Origin of the sequence: Nocardioides marmotae (genome assembly GCF_013177455.1) — a bacterium.
In the GTDB taxonomy this organism is placed as follows: domain Bacteria; phylum Actinomycetota; class Actinomycetes; order Propionibacteriales; family Nocardioidaceae; genus Nocardioides; species Nocardioides marmotae.
Genome location: NZ_CP053660.1, coordinates 2,370,531 through 2,389,017, shown reverse-complemented (window position 1 = coordinate 2,389,017; position 18,487 = coordinate 2,370,531). Strand labels below are relative to the sequence as shown.

General features: G+C 69.2%; 14 protein-coding genes and 1 riboswitch. Of the genes, 9 read left to right on the top strand and 5 right to left on the bottom strand.

The annotated features are described in order from the left end of the window. Positions 1-829: 829 nt before the first annotated feature. The 3 genes from HPC71_RS11535 to HPC71_RS21255 all read right to left on the bottom strand — a co-directional run bounded on the left by HPC71_RS11535 (position 830) and on the right by HPC71_RS21255 (position 4,699). Entirely contained in the window at positions 830-1,369 is a 540-nt protein-coding gene (locus HPC71_RS11535) for a hypothetical protein (RefSeq protein ID WP_154614145.1), read from the bottom strand. Beyond that, entirely contained in the window at positions 1,363-3,132 is a 1,770-nt protein-coding gene (locus HPC71_RS11530) for a DNRLRE domain-containing protein (RefSeq protein ID WP_154614147.1), read from the bottom strand. The genes HPC71_RS11535 and HPC71_RS11530 overlap by 7 nt, the downstream gene beginning before the upstream one ends. Before the next feature lie 853 nt (positions 3,133-3,985). Further along, on the bottom strand, positions 3,986-4,699 hold the full coding sequence (locus HPC71_RS21255) for a toprim domain-containing protein (RefSeq protein WP_432806460.1): 714 nt from the start codon (positions 4,697-4,699) through the stop codon (positions 3,986-3,988). Between the two features lie 39 nt (positions 4,700-4,738). On the opposite strand from HPC71_RS21255, the gene HPC71_RS11515 reads away from it, so the two are divergent. Then, a protein-coding gene (locus HPC71_RS11515) for an IS3 family transposase (RefSeq protein WP_230084081.1) occupies positions 4,739-5,994 on the top strand; the annotation gives its coding sequence in 2 pieces (ribosomal slippage) (positions 4,739-5,024 and positions 5,024-5,994; 1,257 coding nt in all). 292 nt (positions 5,995-6,286) lie between these two features. Beyond that, positions 6,287-7,552, top strand: coding sequence for a chymotrypsin family serine protease (locus tag HPC71_RS11510; protein WP_154614150.1), 1,266 nt, complete (start codon positions 6,287-6,289; stop codon positions 7,550-7,552). Positions 7,553-8,619: 1,067 nt separating this feature from the next. Here the strand turns inward: HPC71_RS11510 and HPC71_RS11505 are convergent. Continuing rightward, positions 8,620-9,003 (bottom strand): hypothetical protein, encoded by a 384-nt coding sequence (locus HPC71_RS11505; RefSeq protein WP_154614152.1) that lies wholly within the window; start codon positions 9,001-9,003, stop codon positions 8,620-8,622. A gap of 56 nt (positions 9,004-9,059) precedes the next feature. Between HPC71_RS11505 and HPC71_RS11495 the strand changes: the two genes are divergently transcribed. Continuing rightward, positions 9,060-9,491 (top strand): transposase, encoded by a 432-nt coding sequence (locus HPC71_RS11495; protein WP_216656398.1) that lies wholly within the window; start codon positions 9,060-9,062, stop codon positions 9,489-9,491. A gap of 633 nt (positions 9,492-10,124) precedes the next feature. Here the strand turns inward: HPC71_RS11495 and HPC71_RS11490 are convergent. Continuing rightward, entirely contained in the window at positions 10,125-11,207 is a 1,083-nt protein-coding gene (locus tag HPC71_RS11490; RefSeq protein ID WP_154614154.1) for a hypothetical protein, read from the bottom strand. Positions 11,208-11,507: 300 nt separating this feature from the next. Further along, positions 11,508-11,644, top strand: a riboswitch (cobalamin riboswitch). 71 nt (positions 11,645-11,715) lie between these two features. Here HPC71_RS11490 and HPC71_RS11485 point away from each other — a divergent pair. Genes HPC71_RS11485 through HPC71_RS11460 form a run of 6 tightly spaced genes read left to right on the top strand, consistent with a single transcriptional unit; the run spans position 11,716 to position 18,487 of the window. After that, on the top strand, positions 11,716-13,125 hold the full coding sequence (locus HPC71_RS11485; protein ID WP_154614155.1) for a hypothetical protein: 1,410 nt from the start codon (positions 11,716-11,718) through the stop codon (positions 13,123-13,125). Continuing rightward, positions 13,122-14,153: a hypothetical protein gene (locus HPC71_RS11480; protein ID WP_154614157.1), complete on the top strand. Its 1,032-nt coding sequence runs from the start codon at positions 13,122-13,124 to the stop codon at positions 14,151-14,153. The genes HPC71_RS11485 and HPC71_RS11480 overlap by 4 nt, the downstream gene beginning before the upstream one ends. Next, positions 14,150-15,172, top strand: coding sequence for a hypothetical protein (locus tag HPC71_RS11475; protein WP_154672303.1), 1,023 nt, complete (start codon positions 14,150-14,152; stop codon positions 15,170-15,172). Before HPC71_RS11480 ends, HPC71_RS11475 begins: the two co-directional genes overlap by 4 nt. Then, complete coding sequence (locus HPC71_RS11470) at positions 15,169-16,617, top strand: ATP-binding cassette domain-containing protein (protein WP_154614161.1); 1,449 nt, start codon at positions 15,169-15,171, stop codon at positions 16,615-16,617. The genes HPC71_RS11475 and HPC71_RS11470 overlap by 4 nt, the downstream gene beginning before the upstream one ends. After that, positions 16,614-17,504 (top strand): hypothetical protein, encoded by an 891-nt coding sequence (locus HPC71_RS11465; RefSeq protein WP_154614163.1) that lies wholly within the window; start codon positions 16,614-16,616, stop codon positions 17,502-17,504. Before HPC71_RS11470 ends, HPC71_RS11465 begins: the two co-directional genes overlap by 4 nt. Next, on the top strand, positions 17,501-18,487 hold the full coding sequence (locus HPC71_RS11460) for an AAA family ATPase (protein ID WP_154614165.1): 987 nt from the start codon (positions 17,501-17,503) through the stop codon (positions 18,485-18,487). The genes HPC71_RS11465 and HPC71_RS11460 overlap by 4 nt, the downstream gene beginning before the upstream one ends.

Here is an 18,487-nt window from a genome sequence, read left to right as displayed (position 1 = left end):
GCAACTCGCGAAGGGCTGCCGGCATCCGTGCCACGGCGATGCACGGTGAGTGAGGAGAAACGACACGTCTAGGTCGTAATGGAGAGGGCCGGCAGTAGATCTTGCCAAACTAGGAGTCTGATGCCCGCGCCGCCCGGAAAGCACGTAGCCGGACCGCCGTTCACGAGTTTGTAATCGACGTCTCGAGTTAGCAGACGGCGACCCGTGCGCTAAGAGCTGGACAACGCTTAAATGTGCCTGCTTCGGGACCTAAGTCTAAGGCCGACCTTGAGTACCTAGCGGCTCGGTCCCTAACGCATATTGCGTAATCACCTGATCACGCGGTGATTGAAACGACCCCAAAGCCACAACGGAGGTTGGGCGCCCCCAGTAAAAGGGGACGCCCAACCTTTGCAGCTTGCGCGAAGGTTCGTGGTGCGGCCTATCGCGTTTCGCGCGAGGCCCGACCACCATCCGACATCCGCGCCCAAGCGGCGCCCTGACCCGACGGACGCCGGCACCGTCCATTGGGTCGCTACTTCCGGCGCTGCGTGAGTCGCTGGTACGCCAAGGCCGCGAGCCAAACCAGGACATAGAACACGACGACTGCCCCGAAGCTAGTTGCGACCTCTACGCCTCCTGGCGACAGCGGCGGAAGGTCTGCCCCTGGTCGTCCCTCGAACGAATCGAGTACCATTTCGACAGCAGAGATCGCAGCGAACACGAGAGTTACTAGTGCAGCGAACACAGCAGGGCGGCGGAAATTGATAGCCATTGGTCCTTCCTCGGGATCGATCAAACTATACCGGTTGCGGGTACTTCGGTCGCGACTGGGCGGTGCGTGCCCGGTTCAGTAGCGGTCAGCGACCCATTCAGTGCCGCCGGCGTTGACGACCCACTTGATGCGGTGCCATCTCCACTTGGAGCAGGCAATGTTCAGGTCACCGGTGAGGCACGTTCGTGACTGGACCCAGAAGTAGAGATACGCGTAAGGCTTGGTCGACTTGTCGCTCAATTCGATCTTGATCTTACTCGCGTTCGTCGGCCCCTGACAATTCTGAACTTGATTGGCGAAGTTCGCCCAACAATTCGCCGAGCCCCTGACGCGGCGGATGCGGTTTGTTCCCGCGCCGGCCGTCCAGCAGTACTTGAAGTTCATCTCCATCCCGTAAAACGTCGGGATGCCCCACTTCTGCGTTGCGCCTGCGGTCTTGCACCCAGCCTTGATCCACGGATCGGCATGAGCAGCCGGCGCCGCGAAACTGGCCAGCGTGGCGATCAAGGCAACGACGAGACTTTTCACCGCGAAGCCGCGGAATCGATGTAGCATTGAGAACTTCTTCCGAGATTGAGTTGCGACCAGGGCGAGGCCGTGCGTATTCGTCACCACGTGTCCATCTCCCACTCGGCGTAGGTCTGCGGTTCTTCCGACTTCTCTACAACCGGTGCGTCCGTGACAACCTGGACAACGAGCGGGTAGGTGAGTCCAGCAGCGGGCGAGACGTTGATGATCAAAGAATCGCCTGAGACCGTTGCTGCCGAGGGTGCAGTAGCCCCGGATGCGTCCGTCGCATCGGCTACAGCTACCGACATCTTGGTGGTGCCGGCGGCGTCGACGACGACGATGGTTCCGTCTGCGTTCCTCTTCAGGTGCTCGCCCGCGCCGAGCGCGGGACTGATCGTCACCGGTCCAGCGGCATCGGCCGCTGAGTTAATGACCGCCGGTGGGAATACCTCCGACTCAGTGGCAGCAAGTTCGGCCAACGCGTCGGCCTCGCTCGGGATCGGCTCATAGTCGACCGCGATGAACGGCTTCTTACCAGCGGAAGTATTGGACGAGGAACCGAAAGAGAGCACGTTGGCGGCCGCGGTTCCGACCTGCTTCAACAAGACGCCCTGGTTGACGGAAAACCCGTCCAGCCAGTCCTGGACCAACGGTTCCACACCGTCGAATACCTTATAACCGCTAGTCTGACCGCCCAGATCTAGCGACGACTGCAAGCCCCCCGCGGTGCTGCCGCCCGACCATGCCGTGTAGCCCGAACTGTTCCAGGTAGCCGTAGTCGAGAACGCCTGGTCCAGCCGGAGGATCCCGTACGTCGCGGACTGGGCCGTGGTGGTCTGAGTCGCGTCGAGGTACAGGTTGATGGATGCGCTCGTGACGGAGACGTTCGCGGGGATCGCTCCCAGGTTGAACTTGAGCAGGCTGCGGTAGTGCCCACCGGATGCGTATCCAGCCTTCAGGTAAACCGAGGAGGAGCCGCACCGGGATGTGTTGGGGGTGGCCTGATAAATCCAGCAGTCACGGGTGGGCTGATCCGACAGCGAAGGGTCAATGCGCACCGGGTAGACACGGGCGCTGTCATTGAGCCACGCCAGTGATGGCGTGACAGTCAGAGACCAGACACGGTCACGGACATTTTCGAGGTCGAAGTCCACGTCGTGGATCTGATCCGGCGACTCCGCAGAGTCGATCATGACACCAGCCGGGATACTGGCCACAAAGTCAGAACCCGCCGTGAACGAGATAGATCCGTCGGATTGGAGCGCAGGGGTGACGCCAACGGATGTACGCAGTACATATCGGTATTGGAGGGGACCGTCGCCAGGGGCACGGTTCAGGACGATGTCTTCCTTGACTCCATCGTCAGTGACTGTGTAGGTGACACTCGCTGCGTCTTCTACCTCCGGAAACGTGGCAGACGGTCCTGAAACATCGGCGGGAGCGTCACCCACGCCCTCCATTCGCATCGAGATCCAGTTGCCGTCCTGCTCAAACTTCACCGGGGCCTTGGACGCGTCTTGGGGGATAGTTAGCGCGAAGTCATTGGCCTCATTTTGAACGAGGACCCCAGGCTCGCTGCTATCGACCAGCGTGTTGTCGATCGCCCGCCAGGAGCCATCTTCGGCTCGATAGTTGATAGGCGAGGAGTAGACACGAGCGCTTGTCGAGCCGTCAGAGAGATCGGTCGTTAGAGTCGTGGCGTTAGCGGGCGTCCAAACGCTGGCTTGCGTGCCCGCCTCGTCGGCGAACGACTTCGATATGGGTCCGCTCGAGATCGTTGTGATCCCAGCCGCTGCTAGAGCGGCGATTCCGATGGGCACGGCGAGGCGAGCGCGCCGGGTAGCGCTGCCTTCGCTTGACTGGTGCATGCGAAAATTCCTTCGTGAATGCCGGCTCGCAAACCCGTCAGTCAGTGACGAACAGGCGGGGCAAGCAGGGGGGATCGCGCTTTCGCGCGGGCGAAATAAGATGATCGCGGGGGTTTGGGGACTCTGCCCAAGGCGCCCGCATCCGTCCAGCGAAACTTTACGTGTCGACCATCCGTCCGCGAAACCGAACTGGTCTAGCGCAGAAATAATGGGTCATCTGTGCCATCTACCTAGTCAGCCTGGGCCAGGTGGCCTTGCCCTTCCGAACTAGCCCCGCAGCGCGCTTGGGACGAGCAACCTCGGTCAGTAGTTGCGTGCGGATCCCCGTCGATAGCGCACGGGCCGCGCCTGCGGCCTCGCGGCGTCCCCGTGCTCCACTCAAGGCCGAGACGGCTGGGCGGGACGCACTACGCAGTCGCGCGCACCGGCAAGCAGCGGGGACTGGATCCGACGGACGCCACTTCCTGACGCCGCTCGACGACCTGTCGCCATGCCCGTGATATGCGCAATCCGGCCAGAACGAGCGGCCTTCCGCCGCTCACATCGATGATCGAACAGGGAGCGGCGGCGCTCAGCCGGTCTGCAGAGCCCGCCGTCGGAGGACCCTCCGGCGCCGACAGGCGTGAGTCCGACCGACGCCAGTCATAAGGAGTACCGCGTTGGTTCCCCCGGCACGGTTGTCCCTGGCGGTGTGCGCCAGCCTCCGATCAGCCAGTCTGGAAAGCACCGGGTACTGACCGGGGGACTACCGCCGGCGGTCGGCGCGTGGTCCGGTGTCATCGCCTGTCGAGTTCTCGTCACGACGTAGATCTCGTGCCGTCCTGAGCCTGACTGCGCACTGCCGTGGGAGGGCTCAGCGGGCGGGTGGGGCGTGTCCGTGGCTACGGACGCGCCGCGTCCGGCCCGGCCGGGTTTGGGCCCTCGGGTCTGTTCCGTTCGTGAGCCCGATGACTTGTGCGAGGCCTTGGGGCCCGTAGTCGGAGAGCAGCTGGCAGGGGTCCGTGTCTCGCGGCAGCGCGACCCGCCGGGTCTCGTGGTTCGTCTGGAGCAGAGAAGTGGCGGCTCGCTCCGCGGCAGCGTCCCCGGCCTCGTCTGCGTCGAAGATCAGAAGGGGCGCGGAATTGGTGCGGCCGAGGTGCTCGGCGAGGAGCGTTGTCTGGTCATCTGTGAGCGAAGTCCCCAGCGGTGACACACCGACGACTGCTCCCTGGGATGCCAGGGTGACTGCGATGGCGTCCAGGGGGCCTTCGACCACAGCGGTCATGGCGTGGGGGTGCAGTGCCAGCTGGTCCAGGCCGAACAGGCTGTCGGACTTGGCGTAGGCGGAGGTGCTGCGGGTGTTGAGGTACTTGGGGCCGTTACGTTCGTCGGCGTCTTTGGTGGGGTTGCGGCGGCCGACGAACCCGATGACCTGATCCGGGTGACGGGGGTCGTGGATGGGGAAGACGAGCCTGTCGCGGAAGGTGTCGCGGATGCGGTAGCCGCCTGCTGGGAGCTCGCGCTTGCATGCGAGGCCCGCGTCTAGGAGCTCTTGGTCGGTCGCTCCGGTGGAGCGGAGCTGGCGGATCTGAATCGCACTGGGTTTCGTTCCGCTTGATCAGTCAGGATGGGAACGATGGCCAGGTATACGAACGAGATGCGTGAGCGGGCAGTGCGGATGGTCGCCGAGGTCCGCCCGGAGCACCCGCACGAGACGGCCGCGTTGCGGCACGTGGCGGGGTTGCTGGGGATGAACGTCGAGACCCTGCGGCTGTGGGTTCACCGCGCTCAGGTCGATGCCGGGGTCCGGCCCGGCACTACGAGCGAGGATGCCGAGGAGATCAAGCGCCTCAAGCGCGAGGTCGCCGAGCTTCGTCGCGCGAACGAGATCTTGAAGTCCGCCTCAGTGTTTTTCGCCAAGGAGCTCGACCGCCCCACGACGAGATGATCCGCTACATCGACGAGCACAAGGATCAGTTCGGGGTCGAGGCCATCTGCCGGGTGCTGCGCCCAGCAGTTCGTGGGTTCATCACCGCCCGCGGCTACCGCGCCGCGAAAGCCAGACCACCCTCGGCACGCTCACTCAAGGACGAGCTGCTCGTCCCAGAGATCGCCCGGTTGCACGCCGAGAACTACGGCGTCTACGGGGTGCGGAAGATGCACGCCCTGATGCGACGCCAAGGCTGGGAGATCGGTCGCGATCAGACAGCGCGGCTGATGAAGATCGCAGACGTCCGCGGGGTGAAGCGGTCGAAGAAGGTCTACACGACCAAGCCGGATCCGGCGGCGGTGAAGCCAGCCGACCTGGTCCAACGCCGTTTCCACGCGCCCGCGCCGCGCCGGCTATGGGTTGCTGACATCACCTACGTCGCGACCTGGTCAGGGTTCGCCTACGTGGCGTTCGTGACCGACGTCTACTCACGCCGGATCGTCGGGTGGAACGTCGCCGCGACATTGAAGGCCGACATCCTCCCGCTGCAGGCCCTCGACATGGCCGCTTGGGACGCCAAGCGCGAGGGCGCGGTTGATCTGACCGGGCTGGTCCACCACGCCGACCACGGGTCGAACTATCTCTCGATCGTGTACACCGACCGGATCGGCGAACTCGGTGCGAAGCCCTCGACCGGCACCGTCGGGGACAGCTACGACAATGCGCTGGCCGAGGCGGTCAACGGGCTCTACAAGACCGAGCTGATCCGACGGCGAGGGCCCTGGCGCACGATCGAGCAGGTCGAACTCGCGACCCTGGAGTACGTGTGGTGGTGGAACAACCAACGCCTGCACGGGGAGCTCGACATGAAGACCCCACTCGAGGTCGAGGCGGCGTACTACGCTGCCCAAGAATCACCCCGGCCGGCACTCGCTGGCCAAGGGAACACATAGGAACTAAATCCAGTGCGATTCACCCGCCAGGACTCGCGGGATGCGGTTGGGGTCGAACGCGGGCGGGCGTGCCTAGCTGCCGACGTTTGCAGCGATTCGCCCGTTTGAGTACCTGCCGGTGGTTGTCCGCGATGGCGAACCTGCTCACCCACGTCGCGGTTGGCGCGACGGCCTAGTGAGAATGGTATCTAGACCGGGCTGACTTGGTTTCGGTGGGGCGTTCAGACTCAGGTCACCCGGAAGCTAAAGAGGGCTCTTCGGGACTGAGTAAGACCCGACTCTCGGAGTGAGTATGAAATACGGACAGCGCAAGCTTGCCTTGGCCATGGCGGCGATATCGTGCGCAATTGTTACTTCCCCATTGTTGGCCGCTCCCTCATCTTCCCACGTAACGGGCCAGGCCCGCGACAAGGCCGCGAACATCCTCGACTTCGACGACCTGGTTTCATCGCTCGAAGACATCAGGGACTACGAGGGGTTCGCTTCGATAATGGTCGATCCGGGGGCCAGGCGCGTGAACGTGTACTGGAGTGGGCCAGTGCCGAACGAGGTCGGACGATTTCGTACTAGCGCCGCCGATGTGGCGGTCGAACTGACGATCTCTGAAGCTCCCTTCACCAAGGCTGAACTAAGTGCAGCCGCCGATGAGGTGAAGGAGAGTGCTCGTGAAAGCGGTGTTCAGTTGTCTGCCATCTTTTTTGCTCCGGATGCCAGCGGTCTGACTGTGGAGGTCAACTCGGAAGGCCGATCCTCGGGCGCCCGAGGTCAGTCTGCTGATAATCTCGCCGTCGATTCTAATGTCCCAATCTCGTACGAAACTGGGGGTGACGCCCTGCCGCGGGCGCGCAACGATATGGTTGCGCCGTTCAAGGGCGGCGGCGTTCTGCTGGCGCGGCAAGGAAATGGGACGACTGCCGTTTGCACCGCTGGGTTCACTGTGCTCAAGAACGGCGTCGGACACCTACTTAGTGCCGGACATTGCGCCCCTGGGGGAGATCCCGACTGGGTTCGGAACGGAAATCAAAGTGTCACCGTCGCCGACGGGCCGGGCGATGTAGACGTTGCGCCTGCCCTAGATTCGTTGTTGATCGACCCGGATCCGTCGCCGGCAACAGACGCGCAAACCTTCCATGGCGGCCTCAACACTAACGACAAGAAGGCCGTTGCTGGTAAATCCTCTCCGAGCGTCGGCGAAGCGGTCTGCATATCCGGCTCGAACACCGGCGGGCATTGCAATGCGGTCATTTATGAAGTCGGCCAGTTCCTCTGCGGCGCTACCGAAAACGATTCGTGGTGTGACGGTTTCCGAGTTCGGTCAACGAACGGGAATGTCATTGGCGGCGCGGGCGATAGTGGCTCGCCAGTTTACGTCGAACGCTCGGACGGCAAGGTGGGCGCACGCGGCATCTATGTGTCCGGAGTGAATGGCTTTCAAACTTCATGCCCTGTGATCAGGCATGGCTCCACCACTGACACTTCTTCGTGTGACACGCGAATCAACGTGGTCGGGATCAATCCGATTCTGACTCGCTGGGGTGCCACGCTGGAGACGAGTTGACGACGGATGGAACCGGAGAGATGCCGCCGCCGTCGTACCGTGAAACGAGTCGAGAGGTGAGGACGTCATGGCTGAGCCTAGAGGTGTACGCGCTGGTCTTGTCCTGCTGGCCGCCGTTGCGGTGATAGGGACGGGCGTTGGGTGCGCATCATCGGACGGTAGAGCTGTAGCGGGGGCGCCCTCGAGGGCGGCGTCGGACAGCGAGGAGTATTCGCAAGACCAGCTCGAAGCGGCGGTTGAACGCGTCACTACGGCCGCCTCCTCGAGCGGTTGGCCTGTGCAGGCCGTCATGCACGAGCCGAATCGTTCTGGACTCGTTGTTGAATACGTAGGGTCGAACCCGGCTTTTATGGACGAGCTCCGCGAGGTAGCGGAAGTGGTCGTTCACTTCCGGGAGGTGAAGGGCGAGTCAGTCCGACGGCCCGCCAAACTGGACTGAGGTGTCAACCGACGCACCCACCCTCAGAGGGGATCCTGAGGGTGGGTGCAGGCGGCGGATCGCGATAACGGACCAAGCTGCCGGCGGCAGGCGTAGGGGATCGACGTTTCCCGCTCGATCCTCCGCAACGCTCATGGGCTCGCCCAGACTCCGTACGTCGGGACGTTCCGCGCCGACGCGATCGTCGACGGCCGGCGGCACGAGGACCGGGATGTCCTGTGGGTAGGCGAGCCCAGGTCTCCGCGTGCCTTCAACAATTGGATGGGCGGGTCTTCGCGCCATGTGGGCGATCGACCGCTTCAATGAGATGATCAACGGGAGCCGGCGCAACGCGCGCAACAGGTCTCAGCCGATCAGTTGGCCGTGCCACGCTGCTCGGCGAAACAAGAGTCTTGGTTGGTGCTAGGGATGTCGGGCGAGTACTGGACCGAGAACCCGCTGCAGGTCGCCCGCTCGTTCCTTCGCCCGTCATGGAGTACGACGAACGCCCGGACAGCGATGTACACCCTCGCCGTCATGGCTAGCACGAGCGCGGACCAGCGGATTGGGGCGGCGGCGATAACGGTGGCTGAGTCGGGACATCGTGCGCGCCTGGACAACCTCCTATCCGGTGTCCCAGGGATCTCCTTCAATTCAACCGACCCTTGCGGTCGGGCGAGTCGGAGGCATGTATCAATGCAGTCAGGTGGTCGATACGCCACACCTCCACTGCGCTGAACTCTCCTGACACGATGCGCTCCGCCATGGCCTGGGCGTCCACACGGTTCTTGCAATCCTGCGAGTGATCGGTGGCGACTACACGCTCGTTGACGACTAGGCGCCAGGCCCACTTGTCATCCGATCGGCGGTAGAGCTCGAGCCGGTTGGCGCGGTCGTGCAGTTCGACGACTGTCGCGTTCCTCCCCTCGCGAGTGATGGAGTCAGTCTGCGGTTTGCGCGGAACGCGCCTTCGATAACTCGCGAATCGACCTCGCGACCAGGCGCCCCGGAACATCAGTTGGGTCTGCTGCACGGATAGGTGACATCTGATCTGCGTCGATGTGTCTCGGCGCTGGAAGGATGTGCACCATGCCGAAGGCGTTCCCCCAGGAGTTCCGCGAGGACGTGATCCGGGTCTTCAAGTCCTCGGACTCCTCCATCGCCCAGGTCGCGAAGGACTTCGGGATCTCGCGTGGACCTGCGCACACCAACTCACCAACTCCGCGCCGCCTACCGCCACACCAACCTGATCGAGGGAAAGAAGATGGCCGAGAAGGTGCTGGCCGCGTTCCCAACCTGTCCGTTTCCCGAGATCGCCCGACTCGGCCGACCCTGAAGCAGTGGCGCGGAGCGTTCTTGGCCTACTTCGACACCAGCCGGTCCAGCAACGGCGGCACCGAAGCCGTCAACGGCCTCATCGAGCTCCACCGCCGCGTCGCCCGCGGCTTCCGCAGCCGCGACAACTACCGCCTACGCATGCGTCTGATCGGTGGCGGCCTGTCCAGCCCCCACCTCAAGTAAGAAGAGCCATCAATTGCCTCAGATCGTCGTCCCGTCGTCCCGTTGGCCAGTTGGGTCGCTACAGCGACGTGACCTGGGCAGATGGCATACCCGGGGGAGTCGGGACGTGAGCTACCGGAACCGCGTGTCGCGAGATCACGTGGGGCTGGCGCCCGGGTTCGGTGCCCGGTGCCCGGCGGAAGCGTCCTCTCGCGGGCGGCCTGCCGTCGCTGTTCCCGCTCCCTCGGGAGTCGAGTCTGGTGGTCGCCTCGGGTCTCGCCCGTCTCGGTTGGTCAGAGAGACGCGGGGAGCTGAGCACGGGCGACGAAGGACCACGGGTCGACCGCAAACGTCGGTCCGAGGCACGTACTGATGCGGACACTGTCGCCGGCCCCGTGGCGAGCCGAGCGAGAGATGCTGCACGCCATGGCGGTCGCGGCGGCGTCAGCCGAGCGTCTCGGGGCTGCACTGGGCCGCGGGCGAGGAGGGGACGGCGACCCCATCGGGACGTCAGCCGGCGCTGGGGGCGCGTGGAACGACCCCCGCCCATGAGAGACGGTGGTCCCGTCTGCGCATGTCGGGGGTCGTCCAGGTGCCGGGTCAGGTCCGGGAGTCTGGCGAGCTGGCTCGCCGGCCGGGGCCGTGGCGGGCTGCTCAGCGGGAGATGCGGACCGTCTTGGCCGAGGTACGGGTGGCCTTGGTGTATCCGGGCCGGGTGCCGATCACGCGGACGGAGATGCGGTGGCCGACATCAGCGCGGCGCAGGACGTAGGTCTTCGCGCGGGATCCGGCGGTGACCTTGCCGTCACGCAGCCACCGGTAGGAGAGCGTCACGTGGCCCGGCTTCCAGGCTGAGGTGCGTGCGGTGAGCCTCGCGCCGATCTTGGTCCTGCCGGTGATGCGCGGCTTGGCGGAGGTGATCTGCCCGGCGAGGACCTTCGCGGTGGGCCTGGACTCGAGCGTGGTGGAGGCGTGGGAGGGCTTGGACCCGGTGACCGCGAGCGTGATGCGCGCTCCCCGGTCCGCGGCCGTCAGGCGGTAGGAGGTTCCTCGGGCGCCCGGGATCGGCTCTCCGTCGCGCTTCCACTGACGGGCGAAGGTGGCCCCGTTGCTCCACCGCCCGAGGTCTGAGGTCAGCTGCCGACCGACCCGGGCTGCGCCGTTGATCACGGGGACGGTGCCGACCACGGCCTCGGGCAGCGGCTCGGGCTCCGGCTCCGGCTCCGGCTCGGGGGTGGGGTCCGCGAACTGCGGGGTCGGCCGCGGGGTCGAGACGAAGTCCGAGCCGACGAGCCGGGCGCCGAACGCCTTGTCGATGTTGGGGCCGTTGGCGACGATGCCGTGGTTCCCGGTGTCCCACGGTCCGGGCACCACGGCGCCGGAGAAGAGCCACCACATGGCGTCGTCGGAGTACTCCTCCTCGACGCCCTCGATGGCCTCGATGTAGCCGGACCGATCGGCTCGGACCTCGAGGCCGACGGCCCGCAGTGCCTCGGCCCGCAGGAGGTCGTGGGAGGGGCTCTCGACGACGCCGCCGATGAGGCATCGCACCAGGAACCCTTCGGCCGGAACGGCGTCGGCGACCTTGGTGCCGAAGTCGACCACGACGCTGAGGCCCTCGTCCTGCTGGCACCATCCGGTGCGCCAGTCGGCGGCGTGCGCGGGGGAGAGCATCCCCGGGAGGGTGCTGATGACGAGTGCGCCGGCAGCAGCCAGCGCGGACTTCCTGAACTTCACGTGAACTCCGGTTCCGGAGCAGGGGAGGCCGACGGCACGCCGGCGACCTACTGCATTCCTCGACAGTGGGGGATGGTCGCAAGAGGCGCGAAGGCATTCCGACTTCGACGGGGTGGGCCCCGTCGTCACGGTTGCGGGTCAGTGCCGGACTTCCACCGGTCTTCCCCTTCGACGCCGGAGGGAGGGTACGCCGTCGTTCCGGCCGTGCCGCAGACCGGGGGCGACGGGCGGGTGCCAGGACCCCGTCGTACACCCACGGCCGCCGGGTGGGGGTGGCGGGTCGGGTGGGCGGGGCGCTGCGGGGGTGTGGTTGCATCCTCCCCGTCACCACCCGTGACGCATCCCCACCAGAGGAAGCCGGTGCGAATCCGGCGCTGTTGCGCAACCGTGAGCTGGTCTCCAGCAAGTCGGGAACTCCGGGGATGCAGCCGTCACCCGTCGTCGCACCAACGCGGGCTCGGAAGCCTCCTGGGGTTGCCCTGCCTGCGTGTGCCCTGGAGGTCTCACGATGCAGCATCCCCGTCGGCCGCACCCCCGGTCCGGGGCGCGTCGTCCTGCCGTGCTCGTGGTCGCCGGGCTGCTCGCCTGGGCCCCCGTCGGGTGGCCGACGACGGCCCAGGCGGCCGGCCCGAGCCAGAGCGCCCTGTGCGACGGCTACACGGCCGGGCCCTGCTCGCTCTCGGTGACGACCGATGCCGGCGCGGCGGCCCCGGGCCAGCTGCTGCGGGTGACGGGGGAGGGGAACCCGGGCACGCGCCTGGTGCTCCAGTTCTACGTGGTGGAGTTCAACTCTCGCGGCCAGGTCACGGGGCTGGTCCCCAGCGGGGATCCCGTGGAGGGAACCACGCGGGCCCTGACCGGGGGGCGCGGGACGCTCGACCAGGTCAGGCTGGTGCCCCGCGCAGTGCCCGAGGGCCCCAGCGGGTGGGGCTTCGTGGGTCTCGCCGACGACTCCTCGCTCGACCTCTCGACCCGGATCGGTCAGGTCGTGGAGTTCTCGGGCGCCACCTTGCGACTCCTCGGCGACGGCTACGCGGACCAGAAGCCCGTCGGGGTCCCGCTGGACATGCACGCCATCGGCAACGTCCCGGGCGTCGGCTACTGGGTGGAGTACCTGGCCGACGACGGCAGCTGGACCCCGGTGCCCGGCCACGGGTACGGCGCCGCTCAGCGCCTGCGCAGCAGCCCGGGGGAGATCTCGCACCTCAGCTACGTCGTGCCCGCGGACCTGGTGCCGGGCCAGGCCTACCGCTTCCGGGTCAACCACCACCTGAACTACGGCGGGGCCGAGGACCGGCCGGTCGCCGCGCCCGCCTACGCGGAGTGGACGGTCGTGCCCTCGGAGCACGGAGAGGCGGGCACCCGCGACGAGCAGCTCGACCCGGCCAAGGGTCCCGGGGTGCCCGACCCGGAGGGCCCGGCCGGGAACGACGGCGGCGGCCCCGGCGGTGGGGGTGGGAGCCCGGCCCCCGGGCCGGGGCCGGGCGCGCCCGCGGCACCCCAGCCTTCCGCGCCCTCGGCGCCGGCTGCACCCGCGCCGACCCCCGCCCCGGGTTCGCCGCCCGCTCCCGGCGCGGCCCCCACGAGTGCACCTCCCGCTTCCGCCACGGCCGCGCCGGCGACGCCGGGGCAGGGCAGTCAGGGTTCCCCGCAGCCGCAGGCACCCGGATCCACCGCACCCGGGGCAACCGCACCCGGGGCCGCATCGCCCGCGGCGGCCGGGAGCGCGCCCGCCACGTCCAGCGATCCCGTGTGGGGGGAGGAGGCCAGGCCGCTCGCGGCACCGCGCATCGCGGAGGCGGCCGAGCCCACCAAGTGGATGCTGGCCGGTGTCCTCGTGGCCCTGCTCGCCACCCCTGCCCTCGGGGTCTGGCTGCGGCGTCGTACCGCATCGTCGGGCCGGGGCGAGGCGTGGTGACACCACGTCTCCCGGGCGCACGAGGCGGGCTGGTGCTGGCCGCGCTGGCCGGGTCCGTCCTCAGCGCCGGTCCCGCCTCGGCGGCGACCACCGAGGCCGAGCGCCTGTGCCGTGATGACGATGTCCGCTGCTCGGTGCAGGTGCCCTCTCGATGGACCGATGGAGCGACCCAGCGCGTGGGGGTCACGGGCCGGCCCGAGGCGACGGTGACGGTGCGGGCCTTCCGGCTCTCCACGAGCGGCGGCTCCGTCGAGTGGGAGGCCATCGGTCCCGAGGTCGAGATCACCACCGACGAGCACGGGTGGGGCAGCGCGGACCTCGCGCTCCCGACGCGGCCCGTCGGCACCCACGGCGGCCCGCTGGTCGTGGCGCTCGCCGAGGCCGAGGGGAAGGACCTGTCCACCGTGCTCGGCGCGTGGAGCGAGCTGTTGACGCCCGTTCCCGAGGTCCTCGGGGACGGGTACGCCGAGAGCAAACCGGTCGGGGCCCCGCTGGGCATGGCTCTGGACCACGTCGTCCCGGGGAGCACCTTCGCGGTGGAGCGGCAGGACGGCTCCGCGTGGGTCGCCGTCCCCGGTGAGGACGGTCCTGGCGCCGAGGCCGCGGAGGCCACCTGCGACGACGTACGGTGCTCGATTCCCTACGTCGTGCCGCGCGGGCTTCCCGACGCGGCCACCCGGTTCCGGCTGGTCGACCTGCGCAGTGGCACCCCGGTCACGACGTGGCGGGTGCGGCCGCACGCCGAGGGCCAGGCGCGGCCTACCCCGCGACCCGAGGTCTTCCCGGCCCTCGGAGCGGCTGTGGCCGGCTCCTTGGCCGCCGAGGTGGGGGTCGACGGCGCGGCGGTCGTCCGGCCACGTAGCCGCAACCTCGACGTGCCGCTGCCCGAGGCCCACGGGTCGTACCGGTCGGCCGGGCGGGATCCGGGGACGCACCCGGTGCGCACGGTCCAGTACGTGGCCGCCGGGGCCGGCGCGCTCGCGCTCGCCCTCGCACTGGGCCCCGGCCGCATCCGGAGGCGGCGATGAACGGCGACCTCGCGCCCGTCCCTGCTCCGGTCGTCCCTGCCCCGGTCGTCACTGCTCCGCGTGTCCACGTGGCCGACCTCGGCTGGTGGGCCTGGGCCGCCGTGGCGTTCCTGGCGCTGCACACCAGTGCGTCGCCCTGGGCCCCGGTCTGCGTGATCGCGGCGGTGGTGGGCGTGTGGTGGACCCGGGGAGAGAGCCGCGCCGGGCTGGGATCTCCGGTCCTCGCCGCCGCCAGCGTCGTCGCTGCCGCCTGGGTGGTCATCACCGTGGCCGTGGGGCCGGGGTCCGGCGGCGACGTGTTGTGGCTGCTGCCGGAGTGGTCGGCCCCCTCGGGTACGCCGGTCGGTGGCCCGCTCACGACCGGTCGGCTCGGCGCCGGGGTCTCCCTCGCCGGGGCGGCCCTGGCCCACCTGGCCCTCCTCGCCCTCGTGGTCCGCTGCCTCAGCGGCGAGCGCCTGGCGCGGCTGGCCGACGTGGTGCTCGGGCAGGCCGCCCGCTTCACCCATCCCTGGTGCTTCGCCGCCGAGGAGCTCGCCCGCCTCGAGCGCGCTCGCCCGGCCCTGCTCGCGCACGGCCTCGGGCGCCTCGGGAGTCCGTGGTCCGCCGCCGTGGCCTGCGCTCAGGAGCGCGCCGCCCAGTGGCGCTCGGTCTGCCCCGTCGAGGAGGGACCCGTCCGGACACGGGCACGAGTGCTCCTCGTGCTCGCGGTGTCGGTCGCGGCGCTGACCGCCGCGATGGGGCGGGTCCTGACGGGGACCGAGGCATCCCTGCTCGGCGCACTCGTCCTCACCGCCGCCGGGATCGTCCTCAGCCGGGCGCGCATCGTCACCGCGAGCGCGGCCGACCTCGCACCGTCGGCCTGCGCCGCCCTGACCCTGGTCCTCACCATCCTCGAGGTCGACCCGACCCTCGGTGCCCTGAGCCTGCTGGTGCTTCCGGCCCTCACCACCGCGGTGCCGGAGCACCCCGGTCGGGAGCGCCCCAGTCGGGAGAGCCCAGCTCGGGAGGCCGCGCGGTGACGATCTCGATCGACGGACTCGCGGTGTGGCTTCCGGGACGCGGGATCGCCGTCGGGCCGCTCTCCTTCGACATCCGCGGCCTGACCCTCCTCACCGGCCGCAGCGGCACCGGGGCCTCCGCCGTGGCCGGGGCCCTCGGGGGCGCCCTGCCCGCGGGCGCGCTGGTCCGCGGGTCCTGGACGACGAAGGGCGTGAGCATCCGGTATGTCGGGGTGTCCCGGCTCGACCTGCTCCTCGACCTGACCGTCGCGGAGGCCCTCGGGGACGCGGGCCCCCGGGCCGAGCAGCTCTGGGGGAGCGTGACCGGCCTCGAGGACCTCGGCGCCACGCTGGGCGACCTCGACCCGGCAACCTGCGCCGTCCTGCCCGCGCTGCGCGGCGTCCTGGGCTCGTCGGTGGCACGCGACCGCGGTGAGCCCACGCTCCTGGTCCTGGACCAGCCGATGACCCACCTGCTGCCCGACCTGCGCGTCGGCCTGGGCCGGGCGCTGCGCCGGTGCGCCGACGGCGGGGTCGACATCTGCTGGGTGGAGCACGACCTCGCGGTCGCCGTGCCGCAGGCCGACCACGTCGTGGAGCTCCTCGGCGGCGGCGACGTCGTCGTGCTCCCGGCAGAGCGGTGGAGCCCGCGCACGCTGCCGCTGCCGCCGGAAGCGGCGCTGTCCCGCGCCCTGGGGCACCCGCGCGCCGCCTGGTGGGACCTCGAGGCGCTCGGGCAGCACCCCGCGGTGAGCTCCGCGGTGCCGACGGTCCCCCCGGGGGCCGGTCGCGCCCACCCGGCCCTGACGACCGTGCCCGTGCCGGCGGTACGAGCCGGGGTCGGGCACGACCTCGAGGTCGTGGTGGGCGAGACCCTGGGCATCGTGCCCGGGGACGGCGACCGTGCCCGCGCCCTGGCGGTCGCGCGGCGCCTGGCCGCGACCCTCGACGCGGAACCAGGCCCGCGCCCCCCGCTGACCTGGCCCGCCCACGTCCCCCTCGGGCGTCTGGCGAGGACCTGGTGCGGCGCACGTGGTGGCGACCCCGCCGCAGCGCTGGACCGTGCCGCGCGGGTGGCGCCGGTGGACCACACCCGGACCCTGGCCCAGCACAGCCCCGGCGAACGGCGTGCGGTGGTGTGGGCCCTCAGCGCCGCGTCCGCGCAGACCGAGGTGCTCGACCAGCCCGAAGCCGGGCTCGACGCGGAAGGTCGCCGGCTGATGGCGACCGCGCTGCGCTCGGAGAACTCCGCGACGGCGACCGTGGTGGTCTCCCACGACCCCGAGCTCCTCGTGCGTGCCTGTCACCGTCTCCTGGTCCTGCCACCGGCCGACGAGGGCACCGAGGCGCAGGCCGTGCTCGGACCGCCGGCGCTGGTGGCCGACCACCTGCCGCACCCCCCGGCGCTCCGTCGCGCCGGGTCGAGGGCGCTGCGGGTGCGCGACGTGTGGAAGGACGCCCGATGAAGGGTTGGTCGGCCGTCGGCACCCCCCGCCCCTGGTCAGCGCTGGTCGCCCTCGCCTGGCTGGCCGGTGGCCTGCTCTGGGTGGGCTGGCCGGTGTGGGACTCCGTGGGCGTCCCCAGCCGCGAGCAGGTCCGCCTCGAGGCTCCGTGGGTGCTGGCCGCCCAGACCACGGGGCTGGTGCTGCTCGCGGCCACCGTGTGGCGCGAGGGGAGCCGGCAGTCCCAGCAGCTCACGGCTGTGGTCGGCCTGGTGGCCGCCGACTGCTTCCTGCGTGCGGTGCTGACGCCCGGTGCGGGCGGGGTGGAGGTGGTCCACGCGCTGCCCCTGCTCGCCGGTGCCGGGCTGGGCCTGGCCGCCGGCGTGCTCACCGGTGCCTCCGCGGCGCTCGTCTCGACGATGCTCTTCGCGACACCCGCCGAGACCCTCCCGGCCCAGTGCCTGGTGTGGGCCGTGGTCGGCGCCCTGGGCGCGGCGCTGCGCTGGGTGCCCACGCTGGCCGCCTGGCTGGCGATGATCCCGCTGGCGGTCGGGGTGGGCATCGTCTCCGGTGCCCTGCTCAACCTCATCGGCTGGGCCCAGGACGCGGGCACCACGACCGACCACTTCGCCCCCGGGCTGCCGCCCGGCGAGGTGCTGGCCCGCCTGTGGTCCTACACGGTGGAGACCTCGCTCGCCTACGACACCATCCGGGGCCTCACCACCGCCCTCCTCGTCGCCACCCTCGGTCTGCCCGTGCTGCGCGCGCTGCGCGGACCGGCACTCCGTGGGGCCACGACCCCACGGTCCCGGACCGGGGAGGACCTCGCCGCGGCGGTCCGCCGGCGCGAGGACAGTTCCGCCATCGCACGACTCTGGGCCACCGCGCCCGCAGAGCAGGAGAAGGAATGACGCAGTTGACCGACCACGAGACCGAGCGCGCCACGCGGATCATCTCCGCCGTCGAGGAGGCCTTCGCGAGCAAGGTGGTGGGGCAGCAGACCCTGCTGCGCAGCCTGCTCGTCACGCTGGTGGCGCGCGGGCACGTGCTCATGGAGTCGGTGCCGGGGCTGGCCAAGACGCTCTCGGCCTCGGTGCTCTCCTCCGCGGTGAAGGCGAGCTTCTCCCGGGTCCAGTGCACCCCCGACCTGCTGCCCTCCGACATCATCGGGACCCAGGTGTACGACCCGCGGACCTCGACGTTCTCCACCCAGCTGGGGCCGGTGCACGCGCACTTCGTGCTGCTCGACGAGATCAACCGGTCCTCGGCGAAGACCCAGTCGGCGATGCTCGAGGCGATGCAGGAGCGGCAGACCACCATCGGTGGCGAGACCCACCGGCTGCCTGACCCGTTCCTGGTGCTGGCCACCCAGAACCCCATCGACGAGGAGGGCACCTACGTCCTCCCGCAGGCCCAGATGGACCGGTTCCTCCTCAAGGAGGTCCTCGACCACCCGAGCCCGCTCGAGGAGGCCCGGATGCTCCGGCGCCTGGCCGACGGCGGTCTGCGCGACACGCGCGTGCAGCCGGTCGCCTCCCTGGAGGACGTCGTGTTCCTGCAGTCGGTCGCGGACCGGGTCCACGTCGACGAGGCCGTCCTGCGCTACATCGTGGAGATCGTCAACGTCACCCGGAACCCGCACTCCTACCTGGCCGCCGACGTCGCGCGCTCCATCGAGCTCGGCGCCAGTCCGCGAGGAGCCATCGCGTTCCTCCAGGCTGCTCGCGCCCTGGCCGTCCTGGCCGGCCGCGACCACGTGCTCCCCGAGGACGTCGTGGCGCTGCGTCACCAGGTCCTGCGCCATCGCCTGATCCTCACCTTCGAGGCCGTGGCGACCCGGGTCCGGGCCGACGACGTCGTCGACGCCGTCTTCGCTGCCGTGCCGACCCCCTGA